This is a genomic window from Escherichia sp. E4385 (assembly GCF_963883145.1).
Lineage (GTDB): Bacteria > Pseudomonadota > Gammaproteobacteria > Enterobacterales > Enterobacteriaceae > Escherichia.
In genome coordinates this window covers 1-15060 of record NZ_CAWOOJ010000028.1, presented here as the reverse complement: position 1 = coordinate 15060, position 15060 = coordinate 1, and the positions used below count along the sequence as shown (strand labels likewise).

Here is a 15060-nt window from a genome sequence, read left to right as displayed (position 1 = left end):
GCACGCTGAGATCTGCTCTCAGGCCAGCGATGCCCCGGTTTAAGGTTTCCGCCGCCTGGCTGCTGGCGCTGGCATGGATTTTTCTGCTGGTGTGGATCTGGTGGCAGGGTCCGAAATGGACGCTCTATGAACAGCACTGGCTGGCTCCGCTGGCAAACCGCTGGCTGGCGACCGCCGTCTGGGGGCTTATCGCTCTGATCTGGCTCACCTGGCGGGTGATGAAGCGTCTGCAAAAGCTGGAAAAACAACAGAAACAACAGCGCGAGGAAGAAAAAGATCCACTGACGGTGGAACTCCACCACCAGCAACAATATCTGGATCACTGGCTACTGCGCCTGCGCCGCCATCTGGATAACCGCCGTTATCTGTGGCAGTTGCCATGGTATATGGTCATTGGTCCTGCCGGTAGCGGCAAAAGCACGCTGCTGCGCGAGGGCTTTCCGTCTGACATTATTTACACGCCGGAAAGCATCCGGGGTATGGAATACCATCCGCTGATCACACCGCGAGTGGGCAACCAGGCGGTGATTTTCGATGTTGACGGCGTACTGACCTCCCCCGGCGGGGATGATCTGCTCCACCGCCGCCTGCGCGAACACTGGCTGGGCTGGCTGATGCAAACGCGCGCACGCCAGCCGCTCAACGGCCTGATCCTGACGCTCGATCTTCCCGATCTGCTGACGGCGGATAAACCCCGCCGCGAAGCACTGGTGCAAAATCTGCGTCAGCAACTTCAGGAGATCCGCCAGTGCCTGCACTGCCGGTTGCCCGTTTATGTGGTGCTGACCCGGCTGGATCTGCTGACCGGCTTTGCCGCGCTGTTCCATTCGCTGGATAAAAAAGACCGCGATGCGATCCTCGGCGTCACGTTTACCCGCCGCGCCCATGAAAACGATGACTGGCGCAGCGAGCTGAGCGCCTTCTGGCAGACGTGGGGGCAGCAGATGAACCTGGCCCTGTCAGACCTGATGCTCGTGCAGACAGGTGCTGCACTGCGCAGCGCCGTATTCAGTTTCTCCCGTCAGATGCAGGGAACGGGAGAAATCGTCACCTCACTGCTCGCCGCATTGCTGGACGGCGAGAACATGGACGTGATGCTGCGCGGCGTCTGGCTCACATCCTCGCTACAGCGCGGCCAAGTGGATGATATTTTCACGCAGTCCGCCGCCCGTCAGTATGGGCTGGGTAACAGCTCGCTGGCAACCTGGCCTCTGGTAGAGACGACGCCCTATTTCACCCGCCGCCTCTTCCCTGAAGTTCTGTTGGCCGAGCCAAACCTTGCGAGTGAAAACAGCGTCTGGCTGGGTAGCTCCCGTCGTAGGCTGACCAGTTTTTCCGCTTGTGGCGCAGCGTTGGCCGCATTACTGGTCGGTGGCTGGCATCATTATTACAACCAGAACTGGCAGTCCGGCGTTAACGTACTGGCACAGGCTAAAGCCTTTATGGACGTACCACCACCGCAGGGAACGGATGAATTCGGCAATCTGCAATTGCCGTTGCTTAACCCGGTACGCGATGCCACCCTGGCCTATGGTGATTACCGCGATCACGGTTTTCTGGCGGATATGGGATTGTACCAGGGCGTCCGCGTAGGGCCGTATGTGGAGCAAACCTACATTCAGCTTCTTGAGCAGCGTTATCTCCCCTCGTTAATGAACGGCCTGATCCGGGATCTGAACAATGCCCCGCCAGAGAGCGAAGAAAAGCTCGCTGTACTGCGCGTAGTGCGCATGATGGAAGACAAAAGCGGGCGCAACAACGAGGCGGTAAAACAATACATGGCGCGGCGCTGGAGCAATGAATTTCACGGTCAGCGTGATATTCAGACTCAACTGATGGCTCATCTGGACTATGCGCTGGAGCACACGGACTGGCACGCGCAGCGCCAGAGCGGCGACAGCGATGCTGTCAGCCGCTGGACACCCTATGATAAACCGATCATTAATGCGCAACATGAACTGAGCAAGCTACCCATATACCAGCGTGTCTACCAGACCCTTCGCACCAAAGCATTAAGCGTGTTGCCCGCCGATTTGAATTTGCGCGACCAGGTTGGTCCCACCTTCGACAACGTGTTCGTCGCCGGTAATGATGAAAAACTGGTGATCCCGCAGTTTCTCACCCGCTATGGCCTCCAAAGCTATTTTATCAAACAACACGACGGTCTCGTTGAGTTGACCGCACTGGATTCGTGGGTGCTGAACCTGACGCAAAGCGTCGCCTACAGCGAGGCCGACCGTGAAGAGATCCAGCACCATATCACTGAACAGTACCTCAGTGACTATACCGCTACATGGCGTGCCGGAATGGATAATCTCAACGTCCGTGACTATGAAACCATGCCGGAGCTAACCGACGCGCTGGAGCAGATTATCAGCGGCGATCAGCCATTCCAGCGTGCGCTGACAGCGCTGCGCGATAATACACACGCGCTGACGATCTCCGGCAAACTGGACGATAAGTCGAGGGAAGCAGCGATAAATGAGATGGATTACCGCCTGTTATCCCGGCTGGGACATGAGTTCGCGTCGGAAAACAGCGCACTGGAGGAGCAAAAAGACAAGGCGAGTACGCTACAGGCCGTATACCAGCAACTGACCGAGCTGCACCGTTACCTGCTGGCGATCCAGAACTCGCCAGTGCCTGGGAAATCGGCGCTGAAAGCAGTACAGCTACGGCTGGATCAAAACAGCAGCGATCCAATCTTCGCTACCCGCCAGATGGCAAAAACCCTGCCTGCGCCTCTTAACCGCTGGGTGGGCAAGTTGGCGGATCAGGCCTGGCATGTAGTGATGGTGGAAGCCGTTCATTACATGGAAGTGGACTGGCGCGACAATGTAGTGAAACCCTTCAACGAACAGCTTGCCGATAACTATCCGTTCAATCCACGCGCCCCACAGGATGCCTCACTGGATGCGTTTGAACGTTTCTTTAAACCGGATGGCATTCTGGACAATTTCTATAAGGACAACCTGCGCCTGTTCCTTGAAAACGATCTGACCTTTGGCGACGACGGCAGAGTGCTGATCCGTGAAGATATCCGACAACAACTGGATACCGCGCAAAAAATCCGCGACATCTTCTTTAGCCAGCAGAACGGACTGGGCGCACAGTTTGCCGTGGAAACCGTATCGCTTTCCGGCAATAAGCGGCGCAGCGTACTTAACCTGGACGGCCAGTTAGTGGACTACAGCCAGGGACGCAACTACACCGCCCATCTGGTCTGGCCAAACAACATGCGTGAAGGCAATGAAAGCAAGCTGACGCTGGTTGGCACCAGCGGTGGAGCACCGCGCAGTATCGCTTTCAGTGGACCGTGGGCGCAGTTCCGCCTGTTCGGCGCGGGCCAGTTGACCAACGTGACCAGTGACACCTTTAACGTGCGCTTTAACGTGGACGGCGGCGCAATGGTTTACCGGGTGCATGTGGATACCGAAGATAACCCATTCACCGGCGGTCTGTTCAGCCAGTTCCGTTTACCGGATACGTTGTATTAAGGGAATAGTGATGAGCAACAACGCACTGACACAAACTATCGTTACCGGCAGCGATCCGCGCTCCCTGCCGGAGTTCAGCGCCATCCGCGAAGAAATTAACAAGGCTAACCACCCGTCACAGCCGGAGCTGAACTGGAAACTGGTGGAATCGCTGGCGCTGTCGATTTTTAAGGCCAACGGGGTGGATTTGCATACCGCCACCTACTATACGCTGGCGCGTACCCGTAATCAGGGACTGGCAGGGTTCTGTGAGGGAGCGGAACTGCTGGCGGCGATGATCAATCACGAATGGGATAAATTCTGGCCGCTGGGTGGCCCGGCGCGAACGGAGATGCTGGACTGGTTCAACACCCGCACCGGCAATATCCTGCGTCAGCAGGTGTCTTTTTCCGAAGACGATCTGCCGTTGCTCTACCGCACGGAACGGGCTTTACAGCTTATCTGCGACAAACTCCAGCAGGTGGAACTGAAGCGCCAGCCGCGCGTGGAAAATCTGCTTTATTTTGTGCAGAACACACGCAAGCGGCTTGAGCCGCAGCCCGGAAACCGTACTGATACGGCGGCACAGACCATGGTCAGAACGCTGGTCTATGCGCCTGAAGGTACGGCTTCCGCCACAGCGGAAACCATGCCCCCCCTATCCGACCTGCCGGAAATGCGGGTGGAGGTGCGCGGTGTGGCAGATAACGCCGACAAAGCAAAACAGGGCGACACGGTAAAAGGTTTTGTTGCCGGTGCCGCCTGTACTGCCGTTATCGCTGCTGCACTCTGGTGGTGGCAGGCGTACCCGATGCAGCGGCAGCTTACACAGGTCAGGGATACCACACAGGGAGCAGCCACCGTCTGGCTGGCATCACCGGTACTGAAAGAATATGAACAATACCTGCAACAGCTTCTGAATACTCCACCGCTACAGCCGCTGGAAACCGGAATGCAGATGATGCGCACCGCAGACACCCTCTGGCCGGAAAGCCTGCAACAGCAGGAAGCCAGCAGGATGTGGAGCACCACGCTGAGAAACCGGGCGCAAGCCAGTCCACAAATGAAGGGCTGGCAACAGGCACGGCAGAATTTGCGGGATTTTGCAGATCTGATGATGAAAAAGGAGACGGAGAAACAGGGGTTCACCCTCTCTTATATCAAAACGGTGACCTGGCAGGCAGAACGGTTACTTAACCAGGAAACACCGCTGGAATACCTGCTGACACAGTACCAGGAAACCCGCGCGCAGAAGCAGGACACACAGGCGCTAGAAAAAGAGATCAACGAACGGCTGAACGGGCTGTTAAGCCGCTGGCTGCTGCTGAAAAATACCGGACAGGATTTGGCAAAGGATAACAGAACCGAACCTGTCCATCCGACTCATTGAGTTAAGGGGAATAACAATGGCAAATCCCGTCTATCTGACACTAAACGGAGAACTCCAGGGGCTGATTTCATCTGGGTGCTCGTCAATGCCGTCCATCGGTAACAAAGCCCAGATTGCACATCAGGATCAGATCATGGTGACGTCACTGTCCCATGGTCTGAGCCGCGCGCAGAACGTCAACCATCAGGAGCTGACCATTACGAAACCGGTGGACAAATCCTCCCCTCTGCTGGGCAAGGCCATTTCAGAGAATGAATGTCTGACCTGTGATTTTGTATTCTACCGCACCAATCGCTTTGGTATTAATGAACCGTACTACAAGCTGAAACTGACTAACGCCCGGATCTCAAACATCGGACTTACCGTTCCACATACCATTAACGACAGTCCTGGGCAGCCGGAAGAGTCTGTGTCATTTACCTATGAGAGCATCAACTGGGAGCACAGCGTCGCCGGAACCAGTGCATACAGCCTTTGGAGTGAACGGATTTTCTAAGTTACCAGGGAGTCTTTCATCTGCATTATTGTTATATTTTAAAAAGGCAACTTAATATTATAGGATAAAATAACAAAGTACGGTTAATTGCGAATAAAAATTCTTAATTAACCGTATCTACTGTTTTTATAGATTTATATGATGTATTTTTGACAGTTCAACCGAAAACTCGAACTACAGCTTATATGTTGAGAGGACAATAAATGATTTTAGGACAGTTTTTTTACTACTCCTGAAAAAATATATATGTAAAATTAATTAGCAGACCTGATCCAGACTGTAAAATAGAAAAAATGCTCTTTCTTGCTAAGTACCATTAAAACGTCTGGTATAAAACCTTACTACTGATAGCGATTCACCAGATCTTTAACCACTGCTGCGTACGTTTTCTGCTTAAGTTGTGAAACCTGCTGTTCTGCCACATCAAGGCTGTCGGAATTTTTATTCCCTATCTGCGGAAAAATCACTTTCGATTCATAATTCATCGGCGACCAGGTAGCCCACTCCCCTGTAGCCACATCCACCAGCGTGAATCGAACCAAATAACGCAGTGACATCGTGTCAGTCAATTTTTGATTTTTATAATCTGACCAAATTATTGATTTCAATCCAGAGTCATATTTTCCTGTCTGCAACGTATCCTGGTAAACAATAATCGCTTTCTGATGGCCTTTTGCCGCCACAAAACGTAATGCCTGCATCCAGTTCATATTTTCAGCATCTACAACATCCTGGCTTTCATCTTTGTTTTTGTCTTTATTACAGGTTACAGGCTTTTGCCTGTCAGGAATGCCAGAAAATGTGGCAACTGTATAATATTTTCTCATTTCCTCCTGCATGATGGTTTCCGGTGCACGACTGCCAGACTGAACGACTATTACGGGAGAATTGAGAGGTACACGAAACTCATCTCCTTCAAGCGCAGTTTGAATATCTTCCTCGGATACGGCTAGTGTGGTTTCATTACCAAATAAGTCTTTGTCTGTTAGTTGCTGGGGAGCGTTTTTATTAAGATTACTTTGTGTGGTTTGAGCTTTTTTCTTCTTTTCATCAATAGGAGATTCAGAGACACATCCTGCAAGCAGCGAGAATAATACACATATACAACAAACCTTTTTTGAATTCATAATCGGACACTCCCTCGTCTGTCATAATCATGGTAATGTTTAGCTAACGACTGTTAATTATATACTCCACTTGAATCAGAACAAACAAAAATAATATTAAATATCAATTCATTAAATCAATAGAAAAATAAAAATTATAATGTGGAAATATATTTAAATTGAATGATTCGCTAGTATTATTAAATATTAATGAATGGTCAACCATATATGATTAACACATTTACAGCATAACAAAATAACTGAACGAAGAAATAGTGGAGTTTAAATACAAAAAAACCGCAAAATTAAAAATTTTGCGGTTTTCTGAACTCATCTTCATGAGTAAATTTGGCGGAACGGACGGGACTCGAACCCGCGACCCCCTGCGTGACAGGCAGGTATTCTAACCGACTGAACTACCGCTCCGTGTTGTGTTCCTTTGGGAACGAGGCGAATATTACGGATTGCCTCGGCCTTCGTCAACGATTTTTCTCATCTTTTGAATCGTTTGCTGCAAAAATCGCCCAACTCGCTATTTTTAGCGCCTTTCACAGGTATTTATGCCCGCCAGAGGCAGCTTCCGCCCTTCTCCTGCACTAGATCGAGACGAGCTTCATGTGCTGCAAGCTCTTCATCTGTCGCAAAAACAACGCGTAACTTACTTGCCTGACGTACAATGCGCTGAATTGTTGCTTCACCTTGCTGCTGTTGTGTCTCTCCTTCCATCGCAAAAGCCATCGACGTTTGACCACCGGTCATCGCCAGATAAACTTCCGCAAGGATCTGGGCATCGAGTAATGCCCCGTGCAGCGTTCGTTTACTGTTATCTATTTCATAGCGGGCGCATAACGCATCGAGGCTGTTGCGCTTACCGGGAAACATTTTCCTCGCCACCGCAAGGCTATCGGTGACCTTACAGAAGGTATTCGTCTTCGGAATATCGCGCTTAAGCAACGAAAACTCGTAGTCCATAAAGCCGATATCAAACGCTGCGTTATGGATCACCAGCTCCGCGCCGCGAATATAGTCCATGAACTCATCGGCTACCTCGGCAAACGTGGGCTTATCGAGCAAAAACTCATCGGCAATACCATGTACGCCAAAGGCTTCCGGATCCACCAGCCGATCGGGTTTGAGATAAACATGGAAGTTATTACCCGTCAGGCGACGGTTCACCACTTCAACGGCACCAATCTCAATGATCTTGTGGCCTTCATAGTGCGCGCCAATCTGGTTCATACCGGTGGTTTCGGTATCGAGAACGATCTGGCGTGTAATTGCAGTGCTCATAGCGGTCATTTATGTCAGACTTGTCGTTTTACAGTTCGATTCAATTACAGGAAGTCTACCAGAGATGCTTAAACAGGTAGAAATTTTCACCGATGGTTCGTGTCTGGGTAATCCAGGACCTGGGGGTTACGGTGCTATTTTACGCTATCGTGGACGCGAAAAAACCTTTAGCGCTGGCTACACCCGCACCACCAACAACCGTATGGAGTTGATGGCCGCTATTGTCGCGCTGGAAGCGTTAAAAGAACACTGTGAAGTCATTCTGAGTACCGACAGCCAGTATGTCCGCCAGGGGATCACCCAGTGGATCCATAACTGGAAAAAACGTGGCTGGAAAACAGCAGACAAAAAACCAGTAAAAAATGTCGATCTCTGGCAACGTCTTGATGCCGCGTTGGGGCAGCATCAAATCAAATGGGAATGGGTTAAAGGCCATGCCGGTCATCCAGAAAACGAACGTTGCGATGAACTGGCTCGTGCCGCGGCGATGAATCCCATACTGGAAGATACGGGATATCAAGTCGAAGTTTAAGCCTGTGGTTTACGACATTGCCGGGTGGCGCCAACCGCCTGGCGAATTCGTGGCTTGTTTTTACTCTGTTTCATCGGGTTGAGCGTTAAAGGAATAGTCCGTTTCCGGGCAACGATAAGTTGTAAGCAACCAAGCGCAGGAATATGCGCGCTCAATAGTTTTCCACCATGTTTATTCCACGGAAGAACGTGGAAACGGCTGGCGTGTAGCACTTCAAAATTCAACAAAGAGAGCCAGTCCAGTTGCCGCATCAGGGTAAACATCCGGCTGTTATAAGGCGATGTTTTTCGCAAGACCGGCACAAGTTTGCGTAATCCCATTAAACTGATGGGATTGAAGCCACTAATGACCAGCCAGCCATCATCAATCAATACCCGATCAGCTTCACGCAACAAACGATGCGGATCGGTGCACCATGGCAACGTATGCGCCAATAGACAAACATCGACGGATTTATCGGCAAAAGGAAGATGAAGTGGGTCCGCCTGCACCTGTACGGGCATTCCTTGCGCAGAAACATTCACTTGATGAGAAACCGCGCACGCTTCGCAATTGATTTCTGCGCTTAAATTGCCAATCTTAAGCAGATGAAAACCATACATTTTCGTGAACCATGGGTTGAGCTGGCGCTCCAGCGCCTTGCGATAAAGCTCTCCCCAGGGCAAATCGCCCCAGCAATCAGGAGCCACGACTGTTTGAGGGTTCCTTGCCGGTTTCATCACAACCTTCCGTTTCACACTGAGAGGTAATATATGAATCTTAACAGTATTCCTGCCTTTGATGACAATTACATCTGGGTTTTGAATGATGAAGCAGGCCGTTGCCTGATTGTCGATCCTGGAGAAGCGGAGCCGGTAGTAAAGGCCATTGCCGCCAATAACTGGCAACCGGAGGCCATATTTCTCACCCACCATCACCACGATCATGTTGGCGGCGTAAAAGAACTGGTGGAAAAGTTTCCGCAAATTGTGGTCTACGGTCCACAAGAGACACAAGATAAGGGAACAACGCAGGTAGTCAAAGATGGTGATACTGCCTTCGTTTTGGGGCATGAATTTAGTGTAATTGCTACACCAGGTCACACTTTAGGACACATCTGTTACTTCAGCAATCCTTATCTATTTTGCGGTGATACTCTTTTCTCTGGTGGCTGCGGGCGATTATTTGAAGGTACAGCTTCTCAAATGTATCAATCACTTAAAAAATTAAGTGCTCTACCTGACGATACACTGGTATGTTGTGCTCATGAATATACTTTATCAAATATGAAGTTTGCCTTGAGTATTCTTCCGCACGATTTGTCCATAAATGATTATTATCGTAAAGTTATTGAGTTACGGGCAAAAAATCAAATTACACTCCCCGTAATTCTGAAAAATGAGCGGAAAATTAATGTTTTTTTAAGAACAGAAGATATTGATTTAATTAATGTAATTAATAAAGAAACATTATTGCAACAACCTGAGGAACGTTTTGCCTGGTTAAGGTCAAAGAAAGATAGATTCTGATAAAACTTTCTTGTCATCGGCTTCGTTCGCCGTTATGATCGGTCGTCTTTTAAGCAACTATTGACACACACATGAAGGCAAAAGCGATATTACTCGCCTCTGTCCTGCTCGTGGGTTGCCAGAGTACCGGTAACGTCCAACAGCACGCACAGAGCCTTTCTGCAGCTGGTCAAGGGGAAGCAGCAAAGTTTACAAGTCAGGCACGATGGATGGACGATGGGACGTCTATCGCGCCAGATGGTGACTTGTGGGCTTTCATTGGCGACGAGCTAAAGATGGGAATTCCGGAAAATGACCGGATTCGCGAACAGAAACAGAAATATTTACGCAATAAGAGCTATCTCCACGATGTAACTTTACGGGCAGAGCCGTATATGTACTGGATAGCCGGGCAAGTTAAAAAACGTAACATGCCTATGGAACTGGTACTACTACCCATAGTGGAGAGCGCTTTTGATCCTCACGCGACGTCTGGCGCCAATGCCGCAGGCATCTGGCAGATCATTCCGAGCACGGGGCGCAATTATGGTTTGAAACAGACTCGCAATTATGACGCGCGTCGCGATGTTGTTGCTTCAACGACAGCCGCGCTGAACATGATGCAACGTCTGAACAAGATGTTTGACGGCGACTGGCTTTTGACCGTAGCGGCTTATAATAGCGGCGAAGGTCGGGTCATGAAGGCAATTAAAACGAACAAAGCACGTGGGAAATCCACGGACTTTTGGTCGTTACCGTTGCCGCAGGAAACGAAGCAGTACGTGCCTAAAATGCTGGCATTGAGCGATATTCTCAAAAACAGCAAACGTTATGGTGTACGTCTGCCGACGACCGATGAAAGCCGTGCTCTGGCGCGTGTACACCTGAGTAGCCCGGTTGATATGGCGAAGGTTGCAGATATGGCGGGAATTTCCGTCAGCAAGCTGAAGACATTCAACGCTGGCGTGAAAGGCTCCACGCTGGGCGCAAGTGGCCCGCAGTACGTGATGGTGCCAAAGAAGCATGCAGATCAACTGCGTGAATCTCTGGCTTCCGGCGAAATTGCTGCCGTACAGTCGACACTGGTTGCCGACAATACGCCGCTTAACAGCCGTGTTTACACCGTTCGTTCTGGCGACACGCTTTCAAGTATCGCTTCACGTCTCGGCGTAAGCACCAAAGATTTGCAGCAGTGGAACAAACTGCGCGGATCTAAGCTGAAACCAGGCCAAAGTTTGACGATTGGCGCAGGTAGTAGCGCACAGCGGCTGGCAAACAACAGCGATAGCATTACGTATCGTGTGCGCAAAGGCGATTCGCTTTCAAGCATTGCTAAACGCCACGGCGTGAACATCAAAGATGTGATGCGCTGGAACAGCGACACTGCGAATCTGCAACCAGGCGATAAGCTGACGTTGTTTGTGAAAAACAGCAACATGCCAGATTCCTGATAAACCAGATAATAAAAAGGCACCGATTCCCCCGGTGCCTTTTTTATTTATGCCGCTTTATGTGCTTCTACCATGATGATATCACTGGTGAAAGAGCCATCATTCTGCAAGGAAAAATACGTTTTCACCTCTGTCGATGCGCTCTGTTGGTAAATGCGAATAGCGTCTACTAACGCTTCTGGCGTACGCATTCTGGCGACCCATGAAGAAAATTCCAGCGGTAACTTATCTGTAATTAAATTATCAACTATCAGATTGGCTTCATTGATTAACGTCAACCACTCACCGCTGGCGTAGTTTCGTACGTGAGAGGTATCGCGTAATGCTTCTACCGTCTGTAACCAGATGTCGCGCACTGGGTGACCCGGAGACATTACGTCCATCACAATCAGCCTACCGCTGGGTTTCAATATCCGATTCACTTCACGCAGTGCTGCACCAACATCATGCCAGTGATGGGCAGAATAACGGCTGATAACAATATCAAATGCGTTATCGGCAAATGGCAGACTTTCGGCATATCCCTGGCGGGTGGTGATATTTTTCAGGTGCCGGGCTTCGGCAGCTTGTGCCACGACATCCAGCATTTGGGCAGATAAGTCATACGCCACCACCGCGCTCACGTTTTGCGCAGCGACAAAGCTGGCATGCCCTGCTCCGCAGCCCATATCAAGTACATTTGCATCAGGATAATCAGCCAGACGCACCGCCAGGCGCTGTAAATCTCGCCCGGATGCATGTACGGTACTGGTTAAATACTCACTGGCCTGCGAGCTAAACTGCTTTTCTACGTGGTCATGGTGGGATTGTATTGTCATTGCGCTGTCCTTTTGTTGTTTGAGTATAAAAGGGCAGCGCCAAACGTTGGTCTGCCCTGTGGCAGACCTGACATACCTTATTTATCAGGCTTGCCGGGACTGAATTCAACGAGTAGCGGATTGTGATCGGAAGCGCGCGTAACCAGTACAGAAGCTTCGCTGACGTTAAGACCACGGTAGAAAACAAAATCGAGCGGGCGACCAAACGCCCGACGGCGCTGATCATCGGTAAAACGCACCTGGCGCAGCGACATTTCCCGCGCAAAGCGATATAACGCGTTCATCCTTCTACGGCTCCAGGCATTGAAATCTCCCGCCATAATGACCGGGCCGCTGTGATGGGCAATCTGATCGCCAATAGGAAGTAACTGCTTACTGTAAACATCTACGCCAAGACTAAAGTTGACGGCGTGAATATTGACGACCATCAACAGACGAGTGTCAGGTAATGGGTAGACCGTCACCAGTGCTGATTTTGCCAGACGTAAAATAGGTTCACGTTCACGTAACGGACAGCAATAAATGGGATGCGCCGCCGAAAGGGTCATTACACCGGAAGGATGCTGCGGCAGCACGAAAGCGGGTACCTGATCAGCTGCAAGATAGTTAGCAGTCGCAAACTGTACTAACTCTGGCGTTGTTTGCGCTTCCTGTAATAAAACCAGATGTGCATCTTTGCCGTAGTTTTTCAGTACCGACAACCATTCAGCACGTTGTTGTTTGTATATGTTCCACACCAGGATCCGAATACGCTCTTCGGTACTTAACGGTTCCCCGGGGGGTAATGCCTGGCCAATGCTCGCAAAAGACCCCGGCGGTAAAATCCTTTCCGCAGGTTGTCCGGCAACATAGCGCATGGCATAGGTATTTTTTCGCACTTTTGACTTTGAAACCTCTATTACGTCACCCCTTCCGCATTCAGGAGGGTTCTACTGTTATAGGGATTTTAGCTCACTCTTTCAACGAGCAATTGTAGATTGTTATGTAAGCAAGTACTTACACCAGGCTGAATTTTAGTCTTTATAGAGATCATTAAATCGGATGACATATCACCTATCTGAATGGTTTAATGACAAATAAATCCACAATCACTCTTATATTTTGCGACAGAGGCAAAAATGAAAGCTACGTCGGAAGAACTCGCTATTTTTGTTTCGGTTGTCGAAAGCGGCAGCTTTAGCCGGGCGGCCGAACAATTAGGGCAAGCGAACTCTGCGGTAAGCCGGGCAGTCAAGAAGCTGGAAATGAAACTCGGCGTTAGCTTGCTTAATCGCACCACGCGACAACTTAGCCTGACGGAAGAAGGCGAACGTTATTTTCGTCGCGTACAGTCAATTTTGCAGGAGATGGCAGCGGCAGAATCAGAAATTATGGAGACGCGTAATACACCGCGTGGACTGTTACGGATCGATGCCGCGACGCCAGTGGTGCTGCACTTTCTGATGCCGTTGATTAAGCCTTTCCGTGAACGCTATCCGGAAGTCACTTTATCGCTAGTCTCCTCCGAAACGATTATTAATTTGATCGAAAGAAAAGTGGATGTCGCGATACGCGCCGGTACGTTAACGGATTCCAGCTTACGTGCCAGGCCGTTATTTAACAGTTATCGAAAAATTATCGCCTCCCCTGATTATATTTCCCGCTACGGTAAGCCAGAAACGATCGACGATTTAAAGCAACATGTTTGCCTGGGCTTCACTGAACCCGCTTCCCTCAATACCTGGCCGATAGCCTGTAGTGATGGGCAATTACATGAGGTGAAGTACGGTTTGTCATCCAATAGTGGGGAAACACTGAAACAGCTTTGCCTGAGTGGCAACGGGATTGCGTGTTTGTCCGACTACATGATCGACAGAGAAATCGCTCGCGGAGAATTGGTGGAGTTAATGGCAGATAAAGTGTTGCCAGTGGAAATGCCATTCAGTGCAGTCTATTACAGCGACCGTGCGGTAAGTACGCGCATCCGGGCTTTTATCGATTTCCTTAGCGAGCATGTAAAAACAGCTCCCGGAGGAGCTGTCAGAGAGGCTTAATCCCATTCAGGAGCCAGACCTTCCGGGCTAACCAGGCGGTCGTTGCAATCCAGTGCGGCGATCGCTTTTTTATCTTCGGCATCAAGCTGTAAATTTTGTGCCTTAAGATTACTCTCCAGGTTTTCACGTTTAGTAGAAGAAGGAATTACGGAGTAACCTTCCCCCATCGCCCACGTCAGAATCACTTGTGCCGGGGTCGCATTGTGTTTAGCTGCAATACGAGCAATAACCTCATCTTTCAGTGCCTTACCATAAGCCAGCGTCATATAGGAAGTGATATGAATGCCGTGCTGTTTGGCCCAATCAACCACTTTACGGTTTTGCAGATAAGGAGAGAGTTCAATCTGGTTGGTAGCGATGTTCTTAGCGCCAACAGCAGCAATCGCTTTTTCCATCAGCGGGATCGTGAAGTTGGAAATACCGATCTCACGCGTCAGCCCTTGTTTTTTGGCTTCCAGCAGCGCCTGCATAAACTCTTCAACAGAGACTTCATCGTTTGGTGACGGCCAGTGGATTAGCGTCAGATCAACATAATCGGTACGCAATTTTTGCAGGCTCTCTTTCAGACTCGGGATCAATTTATCTTTGCTGAGATTTTCAATCCAGATTTTAGTGGTGATGTAGAGTTCATGACGTGGCACGCCACTTTCTGCAATCGCCTGACCTACTGCAGCTTCGTTATCATAGATTTGTGCGGTATCAATTGCGCGATAGCCAAGTTCTAGCGCCGTTTTCACAGATGAAATAACAACGTCGTCTTTGAGACGGAAAGTACCTAAACCAAATGCAGGGATAGCCATAATATGCCTCTTTTAATGCTATTTTCGTTAACTAAGGTGATTATGGGCTTTAGACTGTTGCGGAAAAAGGGCGGAAAACGCAGAGGATTTTTGCGATTTTAGCAAAAATAGAAATACAAATGAAAAAAAACCTCGAGCGTTAACTCGAGGCTTCTTAATAAGTGGCGGAACGGACGGGACT

General features: G+C 49.8%; 13 protein-coding genes and 1 tRNA gene. 7 read left to right on the top strand and 7 right to left on the bottom strand.

Features of this window, described 5'->3' with window-relative positions:
- Positions 1–59: 59 nt before the first annotated feature.
- Genes tssM through AACS80_RS23075 form a run of 3 tightly spaced genes read left to right on the top strand, consistent with a single transcriptional unit; the run spans position 60 to position 5362 of the window.
- Entirely contained in the window at positions 60–3497 is a 3438-nt protein-coding gene (tssM, locus tag AACS80_RS23085) for a type VI secretion system membrane subunit TssM (protein WP_135409509.1), read from the top strand.
- A 10-nt stretch (positions 3498–3507) separates the two neighbouring features.
- Complete coding sequence (locus AACS80_RS23080; protein ID WP_135409496.1) at positions 3508–4866, top strand: VasL domain-containing protein; 1359 nt, start codon at positions 3508–3510, stop codon at positions 4864–4866.
- Positions 4867–4882: 16 nt separating this feature from the next.
- Positions 4883–5362, top strand: a complete 480-nt coding sequence (locus tag AACS80_RS23075) for an Hcp family type VI secretion system effector (RefSeq protein WP_086217961.1) — start codon at positions 4883–4885, stop codon at positions 5360–5362.
- A 341-nt stretch (positions 5363–5703) separates the two neighbouring features.
- On the opposite strand, the gene AACS80_RS23070 is transcribed toward AACS80_RS23075, so the two are convergent.
- The 3 genes from AACS80_RS23070 to dnaQ form a co-directional block, all read right to left on the bottom strand.
- Positions 5704–6489, bottom strand: a complete 786-nt coding sequence (locus AACS80_RS23070; RefSeq protein ID WP_138184018.1) for a hypothetical protein — start codon at positions 6487–6489, stop codon at positions 5704–5706.
- Positions 6490–6817: 328 nt separating this feature from the next.
- Positions 6818–6894, bottom strand: a tRNA-Asp gene (locus AACS80_RS23065).
- Positions 6895–7026: 132 nt separating this feature from the next.
- Complete coding sequence (gene dnaQ, locus AACS80_RS23060; protein ID WP_135409495.1) at positions 7027–7758, bottom strand: DNA polymerase III subunit epsilon; 732 nt, start codon at positions 7756–7758, stop codon at positions 7027–7029.
- Positions 7759–7822: 64 nt separating this feature from the next.
- Between dnaQ and rnhA the strand changes: the two genes are divergently transcribed.
- The gene (gene rnhA, locus AACS80_RS23055) at positions 7823–8290 is read left to right on the top strand and encodes a ribonuclease HI (RefSeq protein WP_138184017.1); all 468 of its coding nucleotides are present in this window, start codon (positions 7823–7825) and stop codon (positions 8288–8290) included.
- Here the strand turns inward: rnhA and AACS80_RS23050 are convergent.
- The gene (locus AACS80_RS23050; RefSeq protein ID WP_135409494.1) at positions 8287–9009 is read right to left on the bottom strand and encodes a class I SAM-dependent methyltransferase; all 723 of its coding nucleotides are present in this window, start codon (positions 9007–9009) and stop codon (positions 8287–8289) included. The genes rnhA and AACS80_RS23050 overlap by 4 nt on opposite strands.
- 33 nt (positions 9010–9042) lie before the next feature.
- Here AACS80_RS23050 and gloB point away from each other — a divergent pair, with 33 nt between their 5' ends.
- Together gloB and mltD are read left to right on the top strand one after the other, a co-directional pair.
- A complete protein-coding gene (gloB, locus tag AACS80_RS23045; RefSeq protein WP_130209751.1) occupies positions 9043–9798 on the top strand; it encodes a hydroxyacylglutathione hydrolase in 756 nt (251 codons plus the stop codon).
- A 71-nt stretch (positions 9799–9869) separates the two neighbouring features.
- Positions 9870–11228 (top strand): murein transglycosylase D, encoded by a 1359-nt coding sequence (gene mltD / locus AACS80_RS23040; protein WP_131162114.1) that lies wholly within the window; start codon positions 9870–9872, stop codon positions 11226–11228.
- Between the two features lie 47 nt (positions 11229–11275).
- Here mltD and AACS80_RS23035 read toward each other — a convergent pair whose 3' ends face one another.
- Entirely contained in the window at positions 11276–12046 is a 771-nt protein-coding gene (locus AACS80_RS23035; RefSeq protein ID WP_135409492.1) for a class I SAM-dependent methyltransferase, read from the bottom strand.
- A gap of 77 nt (positions 12047–12123) precedes the next feature.
- Positions 12124–12924: an endonuclease/exonuclease/phosphatase family protein gene (locus AACS80_RS23030; RefSeq protein ID WP_089628352.1), complete on the bottom strand. Its 801-nt coding sequence runs from the start codon at positions 12922–12924 to the stop codon at positions 12124–12126.
- 240 nt (positions 12925–13164) lie between these two features.
- On the opposite strand from AACS80_RS23030, the gene yafC reads away from it, so the two are divergent.
- On the top strand, positions 13165–14079 hold the full coding sequence (yafC, locus tag AACS80_RS23025) for a DNA-binding transcriptional regulator YafC (RefSeq protein ID WP_000648583.1): 915 nt from the start codon (positions 13165–13167) through the stop codon (positions 14077–14079).
- On the opposite strand, the gene dkgB is transcribed toward yafC, so the two are convergent.
- Positions 14076–14879 carry a 2,5-didehydrogluconate reductase DkgB gene (dkgB, locus tag AACS80_RS23020; protein WP_130209759.1) on the bottom strand — a complete coding sequence of 268 codons (804 nt, stop codon included), beginning with the start codon at positions 14877–14879 and terminating at the stop codon, positions 14076–14078. The genes yafC and dkgB overlap by 4 nt on opposite strands.
- Positions 14880–15060: the final 181 nt, after the last annotated feature.